Genomic DNA, 22,453 nt, shown 5'->3' on the forward strand with positions numbered 1-22,453 from the left:
TCTAAAAGAAAAGGGGATGCTCCTATTAGGAACATCCCCTTTGAAAAGCAGAATCAGCTGAGCTTACGAAGCAGCTTCCTCGTCAGCTTTGGCCTCGTCGCGGGTCTCGCCTTCCTGAACCGTGGTGGTAGCAGTGTCAGCAGGAGCAGCCGTTTCAACTACGGCAGCGGGAGCAACGGCTTCCCCAGCGGCAGGAGCGTCAGCTTTTTTCTTGCTGCGCGAACGACGGGTAGTGGGAGCAGCAGCTTTGGCTTCGCCAGCAGTCTTAGCTTCCAGCAGAGTCTCATTGAAGTCAACCAACTCGATGATGCACATCTCAGCGTTGTCACCCAGACGTACGTCGCTCAGCTTAATGATGCGGGTGTAACCACCGGGGCGGGTAGCAATTTTAGAAGCGACTGTGCCGAACAGCTCCTTCAAAGTCTCCTTGTTCTCCAGAACCGAGAACACCAGACGACGTGAGTGCGTGGTGTCATTTTTCGACTTGGTGAGCAGAGGCTCTACAAACTTGCGCAGTGCTTTGGCTTTGGCAACCGTAGTCGTGATACGCTTGTGCAGGATCAGCGACGAGGCCATGTTCGAAAGCATGGCATTGCGGTGCGAGGCCGTGCGGCCGAGGTGGTTGATGGTTTTACCGTGACGCATAAAATGAAAAAAGGTGTGAGCTTGCGAACGACGACCACGGCGGAAGAACACTTACTAAGTTCTTCACATTAGAACCGTCGTCCCTTGGGGCCCACTAGTTATGAAAGTGTGAAAATGGAGTGCAAAGGTAGGAAATATGCCGACATGAAAAATGCGCTGAAGTGAAAATATGCTTATCGCACATTTCTCACTGTCAGCGCATTCTCATTAGTCAGTAGCCTATTCTTCGTCGAGCTTGTACTTGCCCAGGTCCATCCCGAAGGTCAGGCCCTTTTCCTCAACGAGGTTTTCCAGCTCGGTCAGCGACTTCTTGCCGAAGTTGCGGAACTTCATCATGTCGGCCATGTCGAGCTGCACCAGGTCGCCGAGGGTTTTGATATCGGCGGCCTTTAGGCAGTTGTACGCACGCACGCTCAGGTCCATGTCCGCCAGCGGCGTCTTCAGAACTTTGCGCATGTGCAGCGTCTCCTCGTCCACGGTCTCCTCTTCTTCAGCTTTCGCCGTTTCGAAGGTCATGGTGCTGTCCGAGAACAGCATGAAGTGTTGAATTAGGATGTTGGCCGCACCCTTCAGCGCGTCCTCCGGGTGAATTGAACCGTCGGTGTGAATCTCGATGAGGAGCTTCTCGTAGTCGGTCTTCTGCTCAACACGGGTATTCTCAATGCTATACTTCACGTTCTTGATGGGCGTGAAGATGGCATCAATGGCAATTTGACCGAAAACCTGGTCAGCGGGCTTGTTCTCCTCAGCGGGAACGTAGCCACGGCCTTTCTGGATTGTGAACTCAAACTCCAGCTCTACGCTAGGGTCCACGTTGCAGATAACCAAGTCCGGGTTCAATACCTGGAAACCGTTGGTGAACTTGTTGATGTCACCAGCCGAGAACGTGTCCTGACCTTTAACGCGCACCGTGATTTTGTCCTCGATGGCGTCGCTCACTTTCTTGAAGCGAACCTGCTTCAGGTTCAGAATGATTTCGGACATGTCCTCAATCACCCCTTCAATGGTCATGAACTCGTGCAGTACGCTGTTGGTGCGAACCGACGTGATGGCATAGCCCTCCAGCGACGACAGCAGGATGCGGCGCAGAGCGTTGCCGATCGTGACGCCGTAGCCTTTCTCCAGCGGTTTGAATTCAAACGTTCCGTAGAAGTCGTCGGATTTCTCCATTACTACCTTCTCCGGCATTTGAAAAGCTAAGATTGACATAAGTGGGGCGTTTGAAGTAGTGAATAGCAGGCAGTAAGAACGCGGCCAAAATAGCCTAATTTCTTACCGCCTGCTACCCAGTTCCAGTTATAACAAGGAAAAAAGTCGAAGCAGAGAAACGGCCCGGACTGCCGGGCCGTTCCAAAAATTACTTCGAGTACAACTCGACGATGAGCTGTTCCGTGATTTTCTCCGGAATCAGTTCGCGCGAAGGGGCGCTGATGAACTTGCCCACCAGTTCCTTGCCATCCCACTCCAGCCACGAGAAAGCGCGGGCGTTGCGGGCGCTCAGGCTCGTCGTAATAGCCTCCAGCGACTTAGATTTTTCACGCACGGCAACAACGTCGCCAGCGCGCAGACGGTACGAAGCGATGTTCACTACCTCTCCGTTAACAGTGATGTGCTTATGCAGAACGAGCTGACGAGCAGCACGGCGCGTAGGGGCAATGCCCAGACGGTATACCGTGTTATCCAAACGCGACTCCAGCAAAGCCAGCAGGTTGTCACCGGTGATACCGGGCAGGGTAGCTGCTTTGTGGAACAAGTTCTCGAATTGCTTTTCCAGTACGCCGTACATGTACTTCACTTTCTGCTTCTCCATCAGCTGGACAGCGTACTCGCTTTGCTTCTTACGACGACCACGGCCATGCTGGCCGGGGGGGTATGCTTTCTTGGTGAGTGCCTTGCTCGGGCCGAAGATCGGCTCATTGAAGCGACGGGCAATCTTGGTTTTAGGACCAGTATAACGTGCCATTTCAGGTTTGTTGAGTTGAGTGGGGGTTGAACTGCGCGTGTCGGGCTTCGGAGGCGCTCCTTGCAGGGGAGTAAAGGCGCATCAGAAACCCGACACCGGTGGCTAGCTTACGCCAGCCTGTCCAAGTAATTAAACGCGACGACGTTTGGGAGGACGGCAGCCATTGTGGGGCAGCGGCGTCACGTCCTTAATGGTCGTCACTTCAATACCCACGTTACCCAGCGTACGAATAGCCGACTCACGGCCAGCGCCCGGACCCTTCACGAACACTTCAGCTTTGCGCAGACCTAGGTCGTGCGCAACTTTTCCGCAGTCCGTAGCAGCCATCTGAGCTGCGTAAGGGGTGTTCTTCTTAGAACCCCGGAAACCCATTTTACCAGCCGAAGCCCAGGAAATGACCTGGCCGTTGTTGTTGGTAATGGAGATGATGATGTTGTTGAACGAGGCCTTGATGTGTACCTGACCTACGGGTTCTACAACGACAACGCGCTTTTTGGCTTTGTCTTTTCTTTTTTGTGCCATTTGGTTATCGCGAAATACTGCGGAAGGTGTTGAAGCCCGCCTCTAACAAAAGAAGCTGGGCTTCGATTCCCGCTACAGATTATTTAGTAGCCTTTTTCTTGCCAGCAACGGTCTTCCGCTTACCCTTGCGGGTACGGGAGTTGTTCTTGGTACGCTGACCACGAACCGGCAGACCTTTGCGGTGACGCAAACCCCGGTAGCAACCGATGTCCATCAGGCGCTTAATGTTCAACTGCACTTCTGAGCGCAGCACACCTTCGGTCTTATACTCAGCGGCAATCACGCCGCGGATTTCGCCCGCCTCAGCTTCAGTCCAATCTTTCACCTTTTTATTCAGGTCAACGCCTGCTTTGGTGAGGATCTGCTGAGCAGAAGGGCGGCCAATGCCGAAAATGTAGGTCAGCGCGATTTCGCCGCGCTTGTTGTCTGGGATGTCTACCCCTGCAATACGAGCCATGTGCTTTCTTAAAAAGTCTGGTGCTACTAGCCCTGACGCTGCTTATAGCGTGGGTTCTTTTTGTTGATCACGTAGAGCTTGCCTTTGCGGCGGATGATTTTGCAATCAACGCTACGCTTTTTAACCGAAGTTTTGACTTTCATGTCGTCGGGTTATTTGTAACGGTACACAATTCGTCCCTTCGACAAATCGTAGGGCGACATTTCCAACTTTACCTTATCTCCCGGCAGAATCTTGATGTAGTGCATCCGCATCTTGCCCGAAATATGGGCAATCAACTGGTGACCGTTCTCCAGCTCCACACGGAACATGGCATTGGATAGGGCTTCCAGGATAACACCGTCCTGCTCAATGGAAGTTTGTTTTGCCATAAGGCTACTGTAAGGCTTTTTCTATGTATTCGAAGGAGGTAAGTATTTCCGCCTTGTCTTTACGAACAACCACGGTATGCTCAAAATGGGCCGATGGTTTCAAATCCTTGGTCCGGATAGTCCACCCATCCTTCTCCTGAATTATGTTCTTCGTACCCAGATTCACCATTGGTTCAATGGCCATAACCAAGCCCGTTTGCAGCTTCAGCCCTGATCCACGCTTACCGTAGTTCGGAACATCAGGCCGCTCGTGTAGCTTCTTGCCAATGCCATGACCGACTAGTTCTCGTACAACGCCATAGCCCTGTTTCTCAACGTGGCTCTGAATTGCGTAGCTGACGTCACCCATTCGGTTACCAGCCACTGCTTGCTCGATACCGAGATACAATGACTTTTTGGTTTCCTCCAACAGCTTAATTACTTCCGGCGCTACCTCCCCGATTGGGTAAGTATATGCACTGTCCGCGTGGTACCCATTAAGTAAGACTCCGCAGTCAATCGACACGACATCCCCACTTTTCAGCACGTAGTCGCCTGGAAAACCATGTACTACTACCGAGTTAGGCGAGATACAAAGGCTGTACTCAAATCCATTATACCCTTTGAAGGAAGGATGTCCGCCATGGTCCCGAATGAATTCCTCCGCACGCTGATCTAGCTGACGCGTTGTAACTCCTTCCTGGATCATACTGGCCACCTCTCCGTGGGCCTGAGCCAGCACTTTCGCACTAGCTCGCATGAACTCAATTTCTTCCTCAGTCTTGTAAAAGATCATCTTACGAAGCGAGGGCAATATTTTGCGAGCGGCCCCGAACCTTACCGGTTTTCATCATGCCGTCATAATGACGCATGAGCAGATAACTTTTCACTTGGTTCATAGTATCCAGCACTACACCTACCATAATGATGAGTGAGGTACCACCATAGAACTGAGCAAAAGGACGCGTTACGCCTGCTACAGTAGCCAACGAAGGCAGAATAGCAATAACCGCTAGCGCCACTGCACCAGGCAAGGTAATTCGAGTTAGCACCTCATCAATGTACTCTGAAGTATCACGACCAGGCTTAACCCCCGGAATGAAACCGCCACTGCGCTTCAGATCATCCGCAATTTGATTGGGGTTAACGCTGATAGCAGTGTAGAAATACGTGAAGATGATGATGAGTAAGCCGAATACTACGTTGTATACCCAGTGATTCGGCTGAAACCAAGTACCAATGAGGGTAGCCGTATCACTGTTCTTATTCCAAGCAGAAGCAGCAATAGCGGGCACAAACATCAGCGACTGAGCGAAGATGATTGGCATTACTCCGGCTGCATTTACCTTCATCGGAATATACTGGCGTTGTGAGCTAAGTGTAGCCGCACCGCCTACCTGTTTGGCATACTGAACTGGTATTTGGCGTACAGCCTGCGTGAGGATGATAACCGCCATAACGACTAGGAACAGCACTACTAGCTCGATCAAGAAAACTAGTGAACCCCGCATGGTGCGAGCCGTAGCTTCACCAATCAGAGCGCCTGGAAGCCGCGATACAATCCCGATCATAATGATCATAGAAATACCGTTGCCGATGCCCTTATCGGTAATTTTCTCACCAAGCCACATGCAAAACAGCGTACCCGCTGTCACAATCATGGCCGTAGAAACAGTGAAGAAGACACCAGGATTTACGATGGCCTCTGCATTGATCGTAGCAATAAAGCCAACTGACTGTAGGGCTACAATAGGGATAGTAAGAATGCGCGTGTACTGGTTGATCTTCTTACGTCCGGACTCGCCTTCCTTCTGTAGTTTCTGGAAGTAAGGCACGGCAATAGTTAGCAGTTGCAGTACAATTGACGCCGAAATGTAGGGCATAATGCCCAGCGCGAAAATTGACGCATGGCTGAAGGCGCCCCCGAGCAGGGTATCTAAAATACCCAATACTCCGGTAGCGCCTCCTTGGGTAAGCCGAGTCGGATCGACGCCGGGTAGCACCACATAAGAACCCAGCCGGTAGATGGCAATGAAAAAAAGCGTATTGAAGATCCGCGTGCGCAGATCTTCAATTTTGAAAACTTCCTTTATCGACTCGATAAGTTTTTTCATTGCTTCTTAAACGCTACAGCGTTACAGCTTTGCCACCAGCCTTCTCAATGGCTTCAACAGCCGACTTAGAGAAAGCATGAGCATGTACTTCCAAAGCCTGGGTGATTTCACCACGGCCTAGAACTTTGATCTTGGCGTTTTTCGAAGCCAAGCCAGCATTCACAAAGAAAGCAGCATCTAAAGTAGTAACGCCATTCTCAGTGAGGGCAGCCAGCACGTCAAGGTTGACGGCTTTGTACTCAACACGGTTGATGTTCTTGAAACCGAACTTCGGTACCCGGCGCTGCAAAGGCATTTGACCGCCTTCAAAGCCCGATTTTTTAGAGTAACCCGAACGGGACTTGGCACCTTTGTGACCGCGCGTCGAGGTGCCGCCACGGCCGGAACCCGTACCACGACCGATACGCTTTACATTGCGCGTGGAGCCAGCGGCGGGTTGGAGATTGCTGAGATTCATTTTCGGGAGATTCCTAGAGTTCGGTTACTTCCAACAGGTGCTGTACGGCGTGAATCATGCCAGCTACCTGGGGCGTATTCTCTACTGCCTTGGTGCTGCCGATTTTGCCAAGGCCCAAGGCCTTTACAGTGCGCTTCTGACGCTCAGGGCGGTCAATAACGCTCTTTACAAGTTTGATTTGGATCTGTGCCATCTGCTCTTAGCCGTTAAAAACTTGGGAGAGAGTAATGCCACGCTGCTGAGCAATCTGCATGGGGTCACGCATTTTCAACAGGGCGTCAAAAGTAGCCTTTACCACGTTGTGGGGGTTAGACGAACCTTTCGACTTAGCGAGTACGTCTTTGATACCGGCGCTTTCGAACACGGCGCGCATAGCACCGCCTGCAATTACACCCGTACCAGCAGCAGCTGGCTGTACCAGCACGAAACCACCCGAGTACTTACCTTCCATTACGTGAGGAACCGTGTGCTTATACAGCGGAACCTTCACCAGGTTTTTCTTCGCGTCGTCAATGCCTTTGGCAATGGCGTCAGTTACTTCGTTGGCTTTACCTAAGCCATAGCCTACGGTGCCATTGCCGTCGCCTACTACCACGATGGCTGAGAAGCTAAAGCGACGACCGCCTTTCACTACTTTGGCTACGCGGTTGATAGCAACCACTTTCTCTTTCAGATCAGAGTCGCCGGTGCGGGACTGCTGTTCGTTGTTACGATCATTGCCGCGACGGTCATTGCCACCACCACGACGGTCATTGCCACCGCCGCGGTTATCGCCGCTACCACCACGAGGGCCGTTGTTAAATTCTGCCATGATGATTTAGAAATTGAGGCCGCCTTCGCGGGCTCCTTCTGCCAATGATTTTACGCGGCCGTGGTAGAGGTAACCGGAACGGTCAAATACCACTTTCGAAATTCCTTTTCCTGTAGCACGGGCAGCAAGTTCTTTGCCGACTGCGGCAGCGAGGGCGACTCCGTTGCCCCCTTCCACCGATACGTGCTTCGAGGAAGCAGACGCCAGCGTGTGACCAGTTGTATCGTCAATAATCTGAGCATAAATGCCCGTATTGCTACGAAATACCGACAAACGCGGACGCTCGGACGTGCCAGACACTTTAGTGCGGATGATGCGCTGGATCCGTTTTCTTCTAGTTGCTTTATCGAAAGCCATGGTGTGATGTTATTTCGAAGCTGTTTTACCAGCCTTACGACGAATCTGCTCACCCACGAAGCGCACGCCTTTGCCTTTGTAGGGCTCAACTTTGCGCAACGAGCGAATCTTAGCGGCTACTTGGCCCAGCAGTTGCTTGTCAATGCTGGTCAGCGTAACGATAGGGTTCTTACCCTTCTCAGTTACAGCCGTAGCTGTTACCTCCTTGGGCAGAGCCAGGAAGATATTGTGCGAGTAACCCAGCGACAGTTCGAGGGTAGTACCAGCCATAGCGGCTTTGTAACCTACACCTACTAGCTCCAACTTCTCTTCTAAACCGTTGCTAACACCGTTAACAGCGTTATTCAGCAAAGAGCGGTAGAGGCCGTGCATGGCCTTGTGACGCTTCTGTTCAGTGGGGCGGGTCACTACCAGCTGACCATCTTCGGTAGCTACGGTAATGTCGCGGTCAACCGGAACAGTCAGGGTACCCTTAGGGCCCTTCACGGTTACCGTGTTTTCGTTGCTCACTTCAACCTGCACGTTGGCGGGCAGGCTGATGGGCAGTTTACCAATGCGTGACATAGTCTCGTTTTCCTTTCAGATTAGTAGACGTAGCACAGCACTTCGCCGCCCACGTTCTCGGCTTTCGCCTCTTTCTCCGTCATTACGCCCTTCGACGTCGACAGAATCGCAATACCCAAACCGCTCAATACACGGGGCAGGTTCTCCACATGGGCGTACTGACGCAGACCCGGTGTGCTGATGCGCTCCAACTTCGTGATGGCGGGCTTTTTGGTAGCCGGATTGTACTTCAGCGCGATTTTGATCGTGCCTTGTACTGCGGCATCATCAAAACGGTAGCTCTGAATGTAGCCCTTTTTGTAGAGCACTTTCGTTATCTCCTTTTTGATGTTGCTGGCCGGGATTTCTACTACCCGGTGGTTTGCCTTGATGGCATTGCGCACCCGGGTCAGGTAGTCGGCAATTGGATCTGTGTTCATTCGATTATGAAAATGAAGCGCCCATTTTTAGGGAGCCGCAAAGATATGAAAATTTCGCCGCCACGGAAAGAGGCGACGAAATTTTCGGTTAAGACTACTCGGCTCGGCTTATTGAGGCTCGGCCAATGGTTTCTTTCGGCAACCTGCCAAATAATAATGCCTTACAGAAAGCTCTGGTTTGGCGGTGGGAACAGCGGTACTACCAGCTGGACTTAGTCACGCCGGGAATTTTGCCGGCGAGGGCCATTTCGCGGAAACGTACGCGGCTGATGCCGAACTTACGCATATAACCACGGGGACGGCCATCAATTTTGTCGCGGTTGTGCAGACGCACGGGCGAGGCATTGCGGGGCAGCTTGTCCAAACCTTCGTAGTCGCCAGCCTCTTTTAGAGCCTTGCGCTTCTCGGCGTAACGGGCCACGGTAGCAATACGCTTCCGCTCCCGTGCTTTCATTGATTCCTTAGCCATTGTTCTGTTTCTTGGCGTTAGCGAACGGCATTCCGAAGGCGCGCAACAGCTCGTAGCTCTGCTCGTCGTTTTCAGCCGTCGTTACGAAGGTAATATCCATACCGGAAATCGATTTGATTTTGTCAATCGAAATTTCGGGGAAGATAATCTGCTCCTTGATGCCCAGGGTATAGTTACCACGGCCATCGAAGCCTTTGTCGTTGATGCCTTTGAAGTCACGAACGCGGGGCAGAGCCACGGTCAGCAGACGATCCAGGAATTCGTACATCTGGTTGCCACGCAGGGTAACACGGGCGCCAATAGGCATACCTTCGCGTAGCTTGAAGTTCGATACAGAACGCTTAGCAATGGTAGCAACGGCTTTCTGACCAGTGATGGTCGTCAGCTCATCTACACCGTTATCCACCAGCTTCTTGTCAGCTACTGCTGAACCAATGCCACGGTTGATGCAGATCTTGGTAATGCGCGGTACCTGCATGATGCTCTTGAACTGGAATTTCTCCTGGAGCGCCGGTACTACTTCTTTTTGATATTTATCTTTCAGTCGAGCCATGGTCGTAGAGCAGATTAGGCGTTGGTCGATTCAACGCGCTTCACGTTGCTCACGTGAATCGGTGCCTCGATCTTGGTGATGCCGCCCTGGGGGTTCTTCGCACTAGGTTTGTTGTGCTTGGTTGCCAGGTTCAGGCCTTCCACGATAACACGCTGCGTCGAACGGTTCACCGATTTAATTACACCGGTTTTGCCTTTCTCGTCGCCGGAAATCACCAGAACGGTGTCACCAGTTTTCACGTGCAGTTTCGCGGGCGTTTCTTTCGTTTTCGTTGCCATTGCTTAGAGAACTTCAGGAGCTAGCGAAACAATCTTCATGAACTGCTTTTCGCGCAGTTCGCGGGCCACGGGGCCGAAGATGCGAGTACCGCGGGGCTCGTCGTTATTGTTGAGCAGTACAGCGGCGTTGTCATCGAAGCGGATATACGAACCGTCCTTACGACGGATTTCCTTCTTCGTGCGAACTACTACTGCCTTCGAAACAGCACCTTTCTTGGCGTTGCCGGAAGGAATAGCCGACTTAATTGCCACTACAATCTTGTCGCCTACACTGGCGTATTTCTTGCCCGTGCCACCGAGGACACGAATGCAGAGAACTTCTTTGGCGCCGCTGTTATCAGCGACGGTCAGACGGGATTCTTGCTGTATCATCTTACTTGGCGCGTTCTACGATTTCTACCAGTCTCCAGCGTTTGTTCTTGCTCAACGGACGGGTCGACATGATACGAACCGTATCACCTTCGCCGCATTCGTTATTTTCGTCGTGAGCCATAAACTTGGTCGACTTGGTAACGAACTTACCGTAGATTGGGTGCTTCATTTTGCTTTCTACCATCACCGTAATGGACTTGTCCATTTTGGAGGAGGTAACGCGCCCGATGATTTCTTTGCGCAGGTTCCGCTCCGTGGCGGCCGTTGCCTGCTGTTCTTCGTTGCTTGCCATCGTTAGTTAGCAGAGTTAGTAGCCTGCTCGTTCTCGCGACGCTTCAACTCGGTCAGCAGACGGGCGACATTTTTGCGGGCTTGCTTCAGACGAATCGGGTTTTCCAGGGGTGAGATGGCATGCGCGAAACGCATGTTCTGACCGTTGGTCTGCTCCGTCTTGATTTGGTTTTTGAGGTCCTCAATAGAGAGGGCGCGGATATCGGCGTTCTTCATCTTTTAAGCTTCTTGATAGTCGCGACGAACAACAAACGAGGTACGCACTGGCAGCTTCTGAGCCGCCAGACGCAGCGACTCCTGCGCTACTTCCAGCGAAACGCCGTCGGATTCGAACAGAATGGTACCGGGCTTCACTACGGCTACCCAATACTCGGGCGAACCTTTACCCTTACCCATCCGAACCTCAGCGGGCTTCTTGGTAATTGGCTTATCCGGGAAAATGCGGATCCATACTTGACCTTCGCGTTTCATGGCGCGGGTCATGGCGATACGAGCAGCCTCAATCTGGCGAGCCGTAATCCATGCTTGTTCCAGCGACTTGATAGCGAACGAACCGAAGTCAATGGAGCTGCCGCGGTGGGCTAAGCCATGCACGCGACCCTTTTGCATCTTGCGATACTTGGTCCTTTTCGGTTGTAACATGAGTTATCTAGAATTGAAATTCGAGAGAAAAGAAAAAGGCTAGCGACGGGGAGCACCACCGCCCTGGCCACCGCGGTTCTGACCACCTGGGCCACCACCACGACGCTGGCCACCAGCACCCTGACCGCCACCCCGGTTGTCACCGCCACGGCCTTCGCCACCCCGGTCATTCCGGTCACGACGCGGGCCACGGTCACCGCCACGGTCGCCACGCTCACCGCGTGGGCCACGGTCGTTGCCACGGCTTTCGCCACCCTGACCACCAGCGGGCTGCTGGTTTGGAGAGAGGTCGGGCTTGCCGAACACTTCGCCACGCATTACCCACACCTTGATGCCGATTTTGCCATACACAGTCTGAGCTTCAGACAGGGCATAATCGATGTCAGCGCGCAGAGTGTGCAATGGAGTGCGGCCTTCCTTGTACTGCTCGGAACGAGCAATTTCAGCACCGCCCAGACGGCCACCGCACTGAATCTTGATGCCTTCGGCACCAACGCGCAGAGCAGCCTGAATCGCCATTTTCATAGCGCGACGGAACGAGATACGAGCCTGGAGCTGCTGAGCAATGCTCTCACCCACCAGCTTAGCGTCGAGTTCCGGACGCTTAATCTCGAAGATGTTGATCTGAACGTCTTTGCCAGTAATCTGCTTTAGTTCGTCCTTGATCTTATCAACCTCAGCGCCACCTTTACCGATTACTACACCCGGACGAGCCGTGTTGATAGTAATAGTTACGCGCTTCAGCGTGCGCTCGATTACGATGCGGCTGATGCCACCTTTCGGGATACGAGCGTTGATGTATTTGCGGATTTTTTCGTCCTCAACCAGCTTGTCGGCAAAGTCCTTGCCACCGTACCAGTTCGAGTCCCATCCTTTGATGACACCCAGACGGAAGCCAACCGGATTTACTTTCTGTCCCATAGTGCTTATGCGGTGGCCTGAGCCGTGGTTTCGGTGGATTTCTTAGCCGAGCTACGACGGGTAGTCTTAGGTTTGGCTTCAACGTTAGCATCGGTGCTTTTCGTTTCAGCAGCCTGCTTGGCGGCAGCTTTGCTACCCAGCGGTTCTACTTTCGAATCAATCACCAGCGTCACGTGGTTGCTACGCTTGCGGATGCGGTGGCCACGGCCCTGGGGGGCAGGGCGCAGGCGCTTCAGCTGACGTCCTTCGTCCACGAAAATCTCCTTGATATAGAGATTAGCATCTTCGATGCGCTCGTCCTCGTTCTTCTGCTGCCAGTTGGCCAGAGCCGACAGGAGCAGTTTTTCAACGCGGGCAGCACCGGAGTTAGCCTCGAATTTCAGCAGGCCGAGGGCACGGGTTACTTTCTGACCGCGCACCAGGTTGGCCACCAAGCGCATTTTGCGCGGCGAGGTGGGCACATTACGGAGTTTAGCTACTGCTTCCATCTTAGCGCTTGCCTTTATCTTTCTTGGCAATGTGGCCGCGGAAGTTACGGGTCGGAGCAAACTCACCGAGTTTGTGTCCTACCATGTTCTCCGTCACATATACCGGGATGAACTTATTGCCGTTGTGAACGGCGAAGGTGTGGCCAACGAAATCAGGCGAAATCATCGAGCGGCGCGACCAGGTCTTCACCACCGACTTTTTGCCGGACTCATCCATTGCCGTTACTTTCTTCTCGAGCCGGAAGTCAATGTACGGCCCTTTTTTTAGTGAACGTGCCATTGCTTACTTCTTGCCTTTGCGGTTAACGATGAGCTGCTCGGAGTACTTGTTCTTGTTCCGGGTCTTCTGGCCTTTCGAGAAGATACCGTTACGGCTGCGTGGGTGACCACCCGACGACTTACCTTCACCACCACCCATGGGGTGATCGACAGGGTTCATAGCGACACCACGAACGCGCGGACGACGACCCAACCAACGGTTACGACCAGCTTTGCCGAGGCGTACGTTCATGTGGTCACCATTCGAAACGGTACCAACCGTAGCCATGCAGGTAACCAGTACCATGCGCATTTCGCCGGAGGGCAATTTCAGGGTGGCGTACTTGTCTTCGCGGGCAACCAGCTGAGCGTACGTACCAGCCGAACGAGCCATAGCAGCACCGTTGCCGGGCATCAGCTCAATGTTGTGGACGATAGTACCCAGCGGAATCTCGCGCAGGGGAAGGGCGTTGCCTACTTCCGGAGCTACACCCGTACCCGATACTACAGTAGCACCTACGGTCAAGCCAGCAGGAGCAATGATGTAGCGCTTCTCGCCGTCAGCGTACTGCAGCAAAGCAATACGGGCGGTGCGGTTGGGGTCGTACTCAATCGTCTTCACCGTGGCGGGCACAACAGCCTTGTCACGCTTGAAGTCGATGATACGGTACTTGGCTTTGTGACCACCGCCGATGTAGCGGTTGGACATTTTGCCCGAGTTGTTACGGCCACCGGAGTTTTTGAGGGGTGCCAACAGCGACTTCTCCGGCGTCGACGCGGTAATCTCGTCGAAGGCCGGGGCGATGCGGAAGCGCTGACCCGGTGATGTTGGTCTTAGTTTCTTGAGTGCCATTACTCTTGTTTAAGGAAAATGCTTGGCAGGAGGCAGACTTAGAGGCTGCTGTAGAAGTCGATAACGTCGCCTTCTTTCACGGTCACGATGGCTTTCTTGCCATGAGCGCGACGGCCGGAAACGGCGCCGCCTTTCGTGAACTTCGATTTCACTTTGCCGATGGTGCGGATCGTGCTGATGCCCGTTACCGTTACCCCGTACAGTTGCTCAATCTCTTTTTTGATCTGAACCTTGTTCGCTTCGCGCGTAACTTCAAAGGCATACTGGCCTTTTTCGTTCAGAGCCGTGGCCTTCTCGGTCACGATGGGCTTCTTCAGGATGCTCATTACTCAGCAGTGGTATAGAGTTGTTCCAATGCCGTCAGGCCATCCTCCGACAGCAGCAGCGTGTCGGTGTTCAGCAGGTCGTGGGTGTTGAGAGCCACCGGGGTAGCTACGCTCACGCGCTGGATGTTGCGGGCCGACAGCACCACGTTTTTATCAACCGAACCGGTTACCAGCAGAGTCTTCTTGCCGTTGTTCAGCTTCAGACCGTTCAGGATGTTTAGAAACTCCTTGGTCTTTGGAGCCGATAGGCTGATGTTCTCTACCAGGGCTACCTTGCCATCTTTAGCCAAGCTCGACAGAGCCGACAGACGAGCAAGACGCTTGGTTTTTTTGTTCAGCTTGAAGCCGTAGTCGCGGGGCTCAGGACCGAAAATACGGCCACCACCCACGAATACACCCGACTTCATGGAGCCGGCACGAGCACCACCGGTGCCTTTTTGCTTCTTCAGCTTCTTGGTAGTGCCGTGCACTTCGTTGCGCTGTTTCGACTTGTGCGTGCCCTGGCGCTGGTTGGCCAAGTACTGCTTCACGTCGAGGTACATCACGTGCTCGTTCGGCTCCAGACCGAAGATGGCGTCAGACAGGGTAACCTTGCGGCCGGTGTCTTCGCCTTTGATGTTATATACTGACAGTTCCATTTGCTAGGTTATTTTTCCAGGACCACGAAAGAGTTCTTGGCACCGGGAACCGAGCCGCTCACCACGATGAGGTTCTTGTCGGCTACAATGCGCATTACCTTCAGGTTCTGCACTTTCACCCGGTCGTTGCCCATGCGGCCACCCATGCGCATTCCTTTGAATACGCGCGAAGGCCAGGAACAAGCACCGATAGAACCGGGGTGACGACCACGATTGTGCTGGCCGTGGGTTTGGCCACCAACACCAGCAAAGTTGTAGCGCTTGACAACGCCCTGGAAGCCTTTACCTTTTGAGGTACCTACTACATCAACGAATTCGCCTTCCTCGAAGAGGGTAGCGTCGATGGTAGCGCCGGCAGCAAAGGTGCCAGCCTCGTCGGTGCGGAACTCAACGAGTTTTTTCTTGGGGGTGGTTCCGGCTTTCGCGAAGTGACCAGCCAGTGCTTTGGTGGTGTTCTTCGCCTTTTTCTCGCCGTAGCCGAGCTGGATGGCCGTGTAGCCGTCCGTTTCGATAGTCTTAACCTGCGTCACTACGCACGGACCCGCCTCAATGAGCGTGCAGGGAATGTTCTTCCCGTCCGGAGTGAAGAGGCTTGTCATACCGATTTTCTTACCGATGATGCCAGGCATTCTGTTGGTTTTTAAAAAAGACACACTTGAAAACGCCCAAGTGGCGTTTTCGGAAATGGAGTGCAAAGCTAGGAAATTGTTATCTGATAATCTAACCCCGTTCTGAAATATTTTCAGTACCACGTAGTTAGCCTCCCTCCTATTGGGTTGTCCTGATCTTCAATGAGTTTTGAAAGGACTATCTATATTGAGTATCAAACGGCAGTTGCCTTTACACGTCACTATAAACTTGTAGCGTAAAGCTTGAGCTGCGGTATAATCCAAAAACACTTAAAGTCTGGTAACACTAGCTAGCTAAGCAGGTCTCCATTCGCTTTCCTGGGTTGCAATGGGCTTGCTGCCTTCCAAGGCTAGCAACAAGAAGAATAAGGCGAATGCAAGTCCTATTTGAGTTTCCAGTGTGTATTCGACCAGAAAAGACAAGGTTACAATAAGATACTGTGCTAGTAGAAGCGGGGCGTAGCGAGGCCAAATGCACAAGCCCGCATAATAGAACCCGATTATGAATAGTAGCAGCCCAACCACCCCAAAAGCAACTGTTGAGTACAGGTATTGATTATGGGGCTGGATATATGAAGCAGCTTGAATTGTGGGAAACTCTTGCTGGTACCGGGTTGCCATCTCATCTGCTATATCGGCCTTTCCCACTCCTACCCATAAGTTATCCTGAATTACTTTCAGCGCTACCTTATAGGAATACACCCGCCCCACCAAAGAGTAATTGTTGGCAGAAGCCGTATTCTCAACCCGTCCCACATCCTCTTTAGTATTGGTAGACTTATTCCGGAAGGTCGGAAAGCAGATGTAGCTGATAACGGGTAGCAGGATAAGACCTACTGCTACTGCTGCCGCTTGCCGGTACTTCTTTCGTTGAATAATCAACCACAAGCAGACTACCCCTCCCAGAAAGTAAAAGGTTATTAGTCCGCTACGCACGGCTAGCATGTGCTGGTACAGCGCCAGGGCTACTAGAGCAGTAATCAGTCCTACGCGAGCTGTACCCTTTAGACTTCCGTGAACCAATAACCCCGCGCCAGCTGCAATGGCAAGGGTAATGATAAGGCTGAACCTAATGTGGTCAGGTTCCGTGGGCATCACCTTAGAGTGCAGGTATAGCTCGTTGATTTGCTCAAAATGCGCTAAGTAGTTACCAGTGCTCAACAGCGCAGCCCCTAGTGTTACAACGATGAAAGTTAGCCACAGCTTGCGCAGGTAACTTGCTGGCAAGGGAGGTAACAGCCAAAAACCAATAGGTAGAATTAGGAAGGGCAACTGCAAAACCAAGTCACGCTGGTAGTCGCCCATATTGTCTGGGGAAGTCAGCCAGCCAGAGCCCAGATGAACCACATAAACCAGCAGAAAGGCCCCGTATGCGCCGGTGTTACTTCGGCTGTACTCCGTTCTATGCAGGCCATAGCATAGAAGCCCAGTCAGTAGAATGCCAGCCATCCCAATGCTGGGCAGAATACGAAAGAAGGTACTCGTAAACAGCCCTACAATGATGCAAGCGCAAAAGAAGGTAGCAGCTATCAGTAGCCGGTGAAGGGTTAGGACAGATCCCAGGGAAGAAGTCATGCAACACAATACTGAACACAGGGGGCTCTATTTGCAAAAATAGAGCAAGCTTCGCTGTATGGCTGAGCTTTTACCATAGGCACAAGTTGCATCGATAAAAAACAAAACACCCCACTGGCTTCAAAACCAGTGGGGTGTTTCCTCTATTCAGCCGAAAAACTCAGTCCTCAGACTTTGATTTCAACGTCAACGCCGCTGGGCAGCTCCAGCTTCATCAGAGCGTCTACCGTCTTCGACGAAGTAGAGTAGATATCCACGAGGCGCTTGTAGGTGCAGAGCTGGAATTGCTCGCGCGACTTCTTGTTCACGTGGGGCGAACGAAGTACGGTGAATTTTTCCTTGTCGGTCGGCAATGGAATGGGGCCGCTTACGATAGCGCCCGTAGCCTTTACCGCCTTCACAATCTTCTCCGACGATTTGTCCACCAAGTTGTGGTCGTAGGATTTGAGTTTGATGCGAATCTTCTGGTTCATGTCTATTGAATGAAAGCGGTATTAGCGAATGGCGTTACCTTTTTGCTTGGCGATGATGCCTTCAGCAAGGTTAGCAGGCACCTGGTCGTAGTGCGAGAACGTCAGCGAGGCGGAAGCACGTCCCGACGAGATGGTACGCAGCGACGTTACGTAGCCGAACAGCTCCGACAGCGGAACGTCAGCCTTGATAACGTTGGCACCACCTTTCGTGTCCATGCCCTTCATGATGCCACGACGACGGTTCAGGTCACCCGTTACCGAGCCGGTGTACTCATCCGGCGAAACTACCTCTACGGCCATGATGGGCTCGAGCAGCTTCGGACCGGCTTGCTTGCCAGCTTCGCGGAAACCACCACGGGCAGCGAGTTCGAACGACAGGGCATCCGAGTCAACGTCGTGGTAGGAACCGAAAAACAGACGCACACGCATACCCTCAATGGGGAAGCCTGCCAGCGGACCGTTCTTCATAGCTTCTTCGAAACCTTTCTGAACCGGGGCAATGAATTCGCGAGGAATAACACCACCGGTGATGTCATTCACGAACTCCAAGCCGGGTTTCTCTGGATCGGTTAGTTTCGGACCGAGTTCGAATACGATGTCACCGAATTTACCACGACCACCCGTCTGCTTCTTGTAGGTTTCGCGGTGCTCGACCGTTTTGGTCAGCACTTCTTTGTACGCTACCTGCGGAGCACCCTGGTTGATTTCAACCTTGAACTCCCGACGCATCCGGTCGATGATGATTTCGAGGTGAAGCTCACCCATGCCTTTCAGTACGGTCTGGCCCGTCTCAGGGTCAGTCTGCACCACCAGGGTAGGATCTTCTTCCACAAGCTTGGCAATAGCCATACCCATCTTATCTACGTCAGCCTGAGTTTTGGGCTCAATAGCGTAACCGATAACGGGCTCGGGGAAGGACATCGACTCCAGTACTACGCGCGACTTCTCGTCGGTCAGCGTGTCACCGGTCTTGATGTCTTTGAAGCCCACGCCGGCAGCAATGTCACCAGCCTGGATTTTGTCGATGGGGTTCTGCTTGTTGGAGTGCATCTGCATCAGGCGCGAGATACGCTCCTTCTTGCCGGTGCGGTTGTTGAACACGTACGAACCAGCGTCGAGCTGACCGCTGTAGCAACGGAAGAAGCACAGACGGCCTACGAACGGGTCAGTAGCAATTTTGAACGCCAGCGCGGTGAAAGGCTCGTCGTTGTCGGGGTGACGCTCGATTTCCTCGCCAGTGTCGGGGTTAGTACCCACTACGGCGGGCATATCCAGCGGCGACGGCAGGTAGGCCATAACGGCATCCAGCATCGACTGCACACCCTTGTTTTTGAAGGCTGAGCCGCACATTACCGGCGAGAACTTCATGTCGATAACCGCTTTGCGGATTACCACCATCATTTCTTCGCGGGTGATGGAGTCCGGATCGTCGAAGAATTTTTCCATCAACGTATCGTCGTACTCAGCTACGCTTTCCACGAGCTTCTCACGCCACTCGGCTACCGTGTCCACAAGGTCTTCGGGAACCGGAATTTCCTTGTAGGTTTTGCCCTGGGTTTCGTCGTCCCACACAATGGCTTTGCCCGTCAGCAGGTCAACTACACCTTTGAAGGTGTCTTCAGCGCCAATTGGGATTTGCAGCGGCACGGGCGTAGCACCCAGCTTCTCCTTAATCTCATTAACGGCTTTGAAGAAGTCAGCGCCGGCACGGTCCATCTTATTGACGAAGCAGATGCGGGGCACTTTGTATTTGTCAGCCTGACGCCAAACGGTTTCCGACTGCGGCTCCACGCCCGAAACGGCGCAGAACAGAGCTACGGCACCGTCCAGAACACGCAGCGAACGTTCCACCTCTACGGTGAAGTCCACGTGACCGGGAGTGTCGATCAGGTTGATTTTGTATTGCTTGGTCTCCGGAGTCGGGTCGCCCTGTACCGTGGGGTAGTTCCAGAAGGTAGTAGTAGCAGCCGACGTGATGGTGATACCACGCTCCTGCTCCTGCTCCATCCAGTCCATCGTGGCAGCACCTTCGTGCACTTCCCCGATTTTGTGGGTTTTACCGGTGTAGTAGAGAATGCGCTCCGACGTGGTGGTCTTACCGGCGTCGATGTGCGCCATAATCCCGATGTTCCGGAGGTATTGCAGATCTTTATTAACAGCCATGTTTTTGTGTTGGGGTCTTAGGGTCTTAGGGTCTTAGGGTCTTGGTTATCGTTCAGCTAGCTTATTCAAACTCTTGAACAAAAAACCAAGACCCTAAGACCCTAAGACCCCAACAACTAATTAGAAGCGGAAGTGCGAGAAAGCCTTGTTGGCTTCTGCCATCCGGTGCGTGTCGTCCTTTTTCTTCACGGCAGCACCTTCACCTTTGGCGGCGGCAATGATTTCGCCAGCCAGCTTGTCCTTCATGGTTTTCTCACCACGACGACGAGCATATTGAATCAGCCACTTCGAGCCAACAGCAATACGACGGTCCGGACGAACCTCGGTGGGCACCTGGAAGGTAGCACCACCTACGCGGCGGCTCTTCACCTCCACGGTCGGCATTACGTTGTTGAGGGCTTTGCGCCACATCTCCAGGCCGCTTTCCTTGGTGCGCTGCTCAACCAGTTCGCAGGCATCGTAGAAAATGGTGTAGGCCAGGTTTTTCTTCCCGTCGTACATCATGTAGTTGACGAAACGGGTTACCAGCGTCTCCTTGAACTTAGGGTCGGGCAGGAGGATGCGCTTTTTCGGTTTTGACTTTCTCATGGGTGTAGAAATGAGCGTGGGTAGCGAGCAGTGGGATAAGAACCATGTGCTATCCGGCACTGGGCACTACCGTACTCGTATTCAATTACTTTTTCTTGCCGGGTGCGGGTTTGCCACCTTTGCCTGCTGCGGCAGCCTGGCCGGGCTTCGGACGCTTGGCGCCGTACTTGGAGCGGCGCTGCAGACGGCCGTTTACACCGGCGGTGTCAAGAGCACCACGGATAATGTGGTAACGCACACCGGGAAGGTCTTTCACGCGGCCACCACGGATCAGCACGATGCTGTGCTCCTGCAGGTTGTGGCCTTCACCAGGGATGTAGGCGTTAACTTCTTTGCCGTTGGTCAGGCGCACGCGGGCAACTTTACGCATAGCCGAGTTCGGCTTCTTAGGCGTGGTGGTGTACACACGGGTGCAAACGCCACGGCGCTGCGGGCACGAGTCAAGGGCCGGCGACTTCGACTTGGTCGTCAGCTTCTCGCGGCCTTTTCGTACTAACTGGTTGATAGTAGGCATCTACGGTATGTTTTGTCAAGGAGGGTTCTCTCCCAAAAATTAGGCTTGCAAAGGTATAGAAGTTGCCCGGAAATAGCAAACGGGTTGAAAGAGTTAATTTTAGGGAAACCACTGCCGGGTTTTCTCTCGCTTTGAAACCTACTTTTGGTAATCACTAGCGCCGAGCCTGGAGCTTTGCGGCCAAGGCCCCTACCTTTCTTACTTCCCACTATACTTCCAATGCCGGCAGCTGCCACCGGCGCCCCGTGAGCTTGCGCAGGGTGCGCTGCCAGCCCGTCAGGTTGCGATAGGCCAACTCTTGCTCATGTAGCGCGGGTAGGTTCAACTGGTGTAGTCGCCGCAGCAACTCGTCCGAGCCTTGACCGGCATATGTGGCGAAGGCACGGGTAATGGCGGGCCGAGCTTCTTTCAGATTCCAGTAGTGCCATAAAAAGGCGGGCACATCGATAATGGGGCCTTCGACGGCAAAGCGCAGGCTGAAGGCCAGCTGCTCCATCATGTGTTTGTTGTAAGTGGCGTAGAGCTGCTCGGCCAGTGTCATCACCTCCCGCAAGAGGTAGGCCTTGTCACTGCGCAAGGCAATAACGCCGGAGTTGAACAGCTCGGTTTCGGGAGTTACTCGGAACGCCTTACTGCCTACCTCCCACTGGTGCCCTCGCAGGTGCCGGTACACTTTCCGGCTTAGCGTGTTGCCAGTAATCAAACGGCCTTCGTTCTGGTGCATGAAGAACTGTCCGGCCTCTATGGCAGCGAACAAAGGGGTAGGACTTTGGCGCCAGATGGTGTCTGTGTCTAAGAAAAGCAGATTGCCGGGATAATGCGCAGCCGCGTGTTCCAGTACGCCAATTTTGAGTAGGTAAACCTTATTAGCCGCGCCGCGCCACGTCTGCCACTGCTCGGACGCTACGGTTGGATACTGAATAGCCGGCCGGTCGCCGAGCACTTGCCGGAATGCGGTAGCGTCATCCGTGTACACTAGAATCTGTGTCTCCGGCTGGGGGGTAGGCACCTGCTGGTAATAAGACAAGATGCTGTAGAGCGCCTCGTTTCGAATATCAACGGAGCCAAAAGCCAGATAAATCAGAGAGTTCATGGCGCAAAGATAACGGCCCGCTAGTATCTGGTAAGCAAGCTCACAATTGAACATAAATAAGCAAAGGCTTCTACCAACCCGGTAAAAGCCTTTGCTACCATAGGATTTTTTGCAGAACTACGCCTCCCCTACTTTACCGCCAAAGCCCATTGGGTACAGTGGGCCGTCGTTGGGTTGCTCTTTGATAGTACCGTTGGCTTGCTCGAACCGTTCGATGTTTTCCGTCAAGGCCGCTACCAGGCGTTTGGCGTGCTCCGGCGTGAGGATGATACGGGACTTTACCTTGGCTTTCGGCAAGCCCGGCATCAACCGGATAAAGTCGATGACAAACTCGCTGTTGCTATGGGCAATCATGGCGAGGTTGGCGTACTCGCCCTCAGCAATTTCCTCCGACAGTTCGATGCTGATGGCGTTGGGGTCTTGGGGCTGGGTGGTGTTTTCGGGTTCAGGTTGGTTCATGTCTATTTATAAATGAATGAGCTGTTCTTTAAAACCCATTTGAATGCTTTAGCACTTAGCCACATAGCAAGAGGAGCTACGAGCGGGTTTAAAATCAAGCTTAAGTATGCGAAAGGTATGATTAGCAACAACTTAGCAACTTCATCCAGAAGTGAGCTAACCGGAGGTGAGTTAATTTTTTGCTGCACTACTAATACAAATCCGTATAAGA

36 protein-coding genes are annotated in these 22,453 nt (G+C 53.0%); all 36 read right to left on the reverse strand.

The window, feature by feature from the left end; translation table 11 throughout:
- Positions 1-63 precede the first annotated feature (63 nt).
- Entirely contained in the window at positions 64-645 is a 582-nt protein-coding gene (rplQ, locus tag MWH26_RS14775) for a 50S ribosomal protein L17 (protein ID WP_188556052.1), read from the reverse strand.
- A gap of 219 nt (positions 646-864) precedes the next feature.
- Positions 865-1,854 (reverse strand): DNA-directed RNA polymerase subunit alpha, encoded by a 990-nt coding sequence (locus tag MWH26_RS14780; RefSeq protein ID WP_188556051.1) that lies wholly within the window; start codon positions 1,852-1,854, stop codon positions 865-867.
- A gap of 148 nt (positions 1,855-2,002) precedes the next feature.
- Positions 2,003-2,608 (reverse strand): 30S ribosomal protein S4, encoded by a 606-nt coding sequence (rpsD, locus tag MWH26_RS14785; RefSeq protein ID WP_247974894.1) that lies wholly within the window; start codon positions 2,606-2,608, stop codon positions 2,003-2,005.
- Positions 2,609-2,737: 129 nt separating this feature from the next.
- Complete coding sequence (rpsK, locus tag MWH26_RS14790) at positions 2,738-3,130, reverse strand: 30S ribosomal protein S11 (RefSeq protein ID WP_110977283.1); 393 nt, start codon at positions 3,128-3,130, stop codon at positions 2,738-2,740.
- 79 nt (positions 3,131-3,209) lie between these two features.
- Positions 3,210-3,587 (reverse strand): 30S ribosomal protein S13, encoded by a 378-nt coding sequence (gene rpsM / locus MWH26_RS14795; RefSeq protein ID WP_045688471.1) that lies wholly within the window; start codon positions 3,585-3,587, stop codon positions 3,210-3,212.
- 26 nt (positions 3,588-3,613) lie between these two features.
- Positions 3,614-3,730 carry a 50S ribosomal protein L36 gene (rpmJ, locus tag MWH26_RS14800; protein WP_044003233.1) on the reverse strand — a complete coding sequence of 39 codons (117 nt, stop codon included), beginning with the start codon at positions 3,728-3,730 and terminating at the stop codon, positions 3,614-3,616.
- 9 nt (positions 3,731-3,739) lie between these two features.
- On the reverse strand, positions 3,740-3,958 hold the full coding sequence (gene infA / locus MWH26_RS14805; protein ID WP_022822146.1) for a translation initiation factor IF-1: 219 nt from the start codon (positions 3,956-3,958) through the stop codon (positions 3,740-3,742).
- A gap of 4 nt (positions 3,959-3,962) precedes the next feature.
- Positions 3,963-4,733: a type I methionyl aminopeptidase gene (gene map / locus MWH26_RS14810; RefSeq protein ID WP_247974895.1), complete on the reverse strand. Its 771-nt coding sequence runs from the start codon at positions 4,731-4,733 to the stop codon at positions 3,963-3,965.
- Between the two features lies 1 nt (position 4,734).
- Positions 4,735-6,051, reverse strand: coding sequence for a preprotein translocase subunit SecY (gene secY / locus MWH26_RS14815; RefSeq protein ID WP_247974896.1), 1,317 nt, complete (start codon positions 6,049-6,051; stop codon positions 4,735-4,737).
- 13 nt (positions 6,052-6,064) lie between these two features.
- Positions 6,065-6,508: a 50S ribosomal protein L15 gene (gene rplO / locus MWH26_RS14820; protein ID WP_247974897.1), complete on the reverse strand. Its 444-nt coding sequence runs from the start codon at positions 6,506-6,508 to the stop codon at positions 6,065-6,067.
- A 13-nt stretch (positions 6,509-6,521) separates the two neighbouring features.
- Positions 6,522-6,701 carry a 50S ribosomal protein L30 gene (rpmD, locus tag MWH26_RS14825; protein WP_188556046.1) on the reverse strand — a complete coding sequence of 60 codons (180 nt, stop codon included), beginning with the start codon at positions 6,699-6,701 and terminating at the stop codon, positions 6,522-6,524.
- 6 nt (positions 6,702-6,707) lie between these two features.
- Positions 6,708-7,319: a 30S ribosomal protein S5 gene (rpsE, locus tag MWH26_RS14830; protein ID WP_244697379.1), complete on the reverse strand. Its 612-nt coding sequence runs from the start codon at positions 7,317-7,319 to the stop codon at positions 6,708-6,710.
- Between the two features lie 6 nt (positions 7,320-7,325).
- A complete protein-coding gene (rplR, locus tag MWH26_RS14835; RefSeq protein WP_188556045.1) occupies positions 7,326-7,676 on the reverse strand; it encodes a 50S ribosomal protein L18 in 351 nt (116 codons plus the stop codon).
- A gap of 9 nt (positions 7,677-7,685) precedes the next feature.
- Positions 7,686-8,240, reverse strand: coding sequence for a 50S ribosomal protein L6 (rplF, locus tag MWH26_RS14840; RefSeq protein ID WP_188556044.1), 555 nt, complete (start codon positions 8,238-8,240; stop codon positions 7,686-7,688).
- Positions 8,241-8,260: 20 nt separating this feature from the next.
- Positions 8,261-8,659, reverse strand: a complete 399-nt coding sequence (gene rpsH / locus MWH26_RS14845) for a 30S ribosomal protein S8 (RefSeq protein WP_045688463.1) — start codon at positions 8,657-8,659, stop codon at positions 8,261-8,263.
- 199 nt (positions 8,660-8,858) lie between these two features.
- Positions 8,859-9,128, reverse strand: coding sequence for a 30S ribosomal protein S14 (gene rpsN / locus MWH26_RS14850; protein ID WP_088462455.1), 270 nt, complete (start codon positions 9,126-9,128; stop codon positions 8,859-8,861).
- Positions 9,121-9,681 (reverse strand): 50S ribosomal protein L5, encoded by a 561-nt coding sequence (gene rplE / locus MWH26_RS14855; protein WP_188556043.1) that lies wholly within the window; start codon positions 9,679-9,681, stop codon positions 9,121-9,123. Before rplE ends, rpsN begins: the two co-directional genes overlap by 8 nt.
- A gap of 14 nt (positions 9,682-9,695) precedes the next feature.
- Positions 9,696-9,959, reverse strand: coding sequence for a 50S ribosomal protein L24 (gene rplX, locus MWH26_RS14860; protein ID WP_244697381.1), 264 nt, complete (start codon positions 9,957-9,959; stop codon positions 9,696-9,698).
- A 3-nt stretch (positions 9,960-9,962) separates the two neighbouring features.
- Positions 9,963-10,331 (reverse strand): 50S ribosomal protein L14, encoded by a 369-nt coding sequence (rplN, locus tag MWH26_RS14865; RefSeq protein ID WP_045688459.1) that lies wholly within the window; start codon positions 10,329-10,331, stop codon positions 9,963-9,965.
- A 1-nt stretch (position 10,332) separates the two neighbouring features.
- Positions 10,333-10,623, reverse strand: a complete 291-nt coding sequence (gene rpsQ, locus MWH26_RS14870; RefSeq protein WP_188556042.1) for a 30S ribosomal protein S17 — start codon at positions 10,621-10,623, stop codon at positions 10,333-10,335.
- 2 nt (positions 10,624-10,625) lie between these two features.
- Entirely contained in the window at positions 10,626-10,838 is a 213-nt protein-coding gene (rpmC, locus tag MWH26_RS14875) for a 50S ribosomal protein L29 (protein WP_244697382.1), read from the reverse strand.
- 3 nt (positions 10,839-10,841) lie between these two features.
- Positions 10,842-11,264, reverse strand: coding sequence for a 50S ribosomal protein L16 (rplP, locus tag MWH26_RS14880; RefSeq protein WP_045688456.1), 423 nt, complete (start codon positions 11,262-11,264; stop codon positions 10,842-10,844).
- A 39-nt stretch (positions 11,265-11,303) separates the two neighbouring features.
- Positions 11,304-12,185, reverse strand: coding sequence for a 30S ribosomal protein S3 (rpsC, locus tag MWH26_RS14885; protein ID WP_244697383.1), 882 nt, complete (start codon positions 12,183-12,185; stop codon positions 11,304-11,306).
- A gap of 5 nt (positions 12,186-12,190) precedes the next feature.
- Positions 12,191-12,673 (reverse strand): 50S ribosomal protein L22, encoded by a 483-nt coding sequence (rplV, locus tag MWH26_RS14890; protein WP_375374020.1) that lies wholly within the window; start codon positions 12,671-12,673, stop codon positions 12,191-12,193.
- Between the two features lies 1 nt (position 12,674).
- On the reverse strand, positions 12,675-12,953 hold the full coding sequence (gene rpsS, locus MWH26_RS14895) for a 30S ribosomal protein S19 (protein WP_044003251.1): 279 nt from the start codon (positions 12,951-12,953) through the stop codon (positions 12,675-12,677).
- Between the two features lie 3 nt (positions 12,954-12,956).
- A complete protein-coding gene (rplB, locus tag MWH26_RS14900) occupies positions 12,957-13,784 on the reverse strand; it encodes a 50S ribosomal protein L2 (RefSeq protein ID WP_244697384.1) in 828 nt (275 codons plus the stop codon).
- Positions 13,785-13,822: 38 nt separating this feature from the next.
- Positions 13,823-14,110, reverse strand: a complete 288-nt coding sequence (gene rplW, locus MWH26_RS14905) for a 50S ribosomal protein L23 (RefSeq protein ID WP_188556037.1) — start codon at positions 14,108-14,110, stop codon at positions 13,823-13,825.
- Positions 14,110-14,748, reverse strand: coding sequence for a 50S ribosomal protein L4 (gene rplD / locus MWH26_RS14910; RefSeq protein WP_244697386.1), 639 nt, complete (start codon positions 14,746-14,748; stop codon positions 14,110-14,112). Before rplD ends, rplW begins: the two co-directional genes overlap by 1 nt.
- A gap of 8 nt (positions 14,749-14,756) precedes the next feature.
- Positions 14,757-15,377, reverse strand: a complete 621-nt coding sequence (rplC, locus tag MWH26_RS14915; protein WP_247974898.1) for a 50S ribosomal protein L3 — start codon at positions 15,375-15,377, stop codon at positions 14,757-14,759.
- 294 nt (positions 15,378-15,671) lie between these two features.
- On the reverse strand, positions 15,672-16,682 hold the full coding sequence (locus MWH26_RS14920) for an O-antigen ligase family protein (protein ID WP_247974899.1): 1,011 nt from the start codon (positions 16,680-16,682) through the stop codon (positions 15,672-15,674).
- 437 nt (positions 16,683-17,119) lie between these two features.
- Entirely contained in the window at positions 17,120-17,425 is a 306-nt protein-coding gene (gene rpsJ, locus MWH26_RS14925) for a 30S ribosomal protein S10 (protein WP_022822123.1), read from the reverse strand.
- Positions 17,426-17,446: 21 nt separating this feature from the next.
- A complete protein-coding gene (gene fusA / locus MWH26_RS14930) occupies positions 17,447-19,588 on the reverse strand; it encodes an elongation factor G (RefSeq protein WP_247974900.1) in 2,142 nt (713 codons plus the stop codon).
- A gap of 120 nt (positions 19,589-19,708) precedes the next feature.
- A complete protein-coding gene (gene rpsG / locus MWH26_RS14935; RefSeq protein WP_110976705.1) occupies positions 19,709-20,176 on the reverse strand; it encodes a 30S ribosomal protein S7 in 468 nt (155 codons plus the stop codon).
- 85 nt (positions 20,177-20,261) lie between these two features.
- Positions 20,262-20,690 (reverse strand): 30S ribosomal protein S12, encoded by a 429-nt coding sequence (rpsL, locus tag MWH26_RS14940; protein ID WP_045688446.1) that lies wholly within the window; start codon positions 20,688-20,690, stop codon positions 20,262-20,264.
- Between the two features lie 208 nt (positions 20,691-20,898).
- The gene (locus MWH26_RS14945) at positions 20,899-21,783 is read right to left on the reverse strand and encodes a hypothetical protein (RefSeq protein ID WP_247974901.1); all 885 of its coding nucleotides are present in this window, start codon (positions 21,781-21,783) and stop codon (positions 20,899-20,901) included.
- A 117-nt stretch (positions 21,784-21,900) separates the two neighbouring features.
- Positions 21,901-22,242, reverse strand: coding sequence for a DUF3467 domain-containing protein (locus MWH26_RS14950; RefSeq protein WP_247974902.1), 342 nt, complete (start codon positions 22,240-22,242; stop codon positions 21,901-21,903).
- Between the last annotated feature and the right edge of the window lie 211 nt (positions 22,243-22,453).

This window comes from Hymenobacter sublimis, assembly GCF_023101345.1.
Taxonomy (GTDB): Bacteria; Bacteroidota; Bacteroidia; order Cytophagales; family Hymenobacteraceae; genus Hymenobacter; species Hymenobacter sublimis.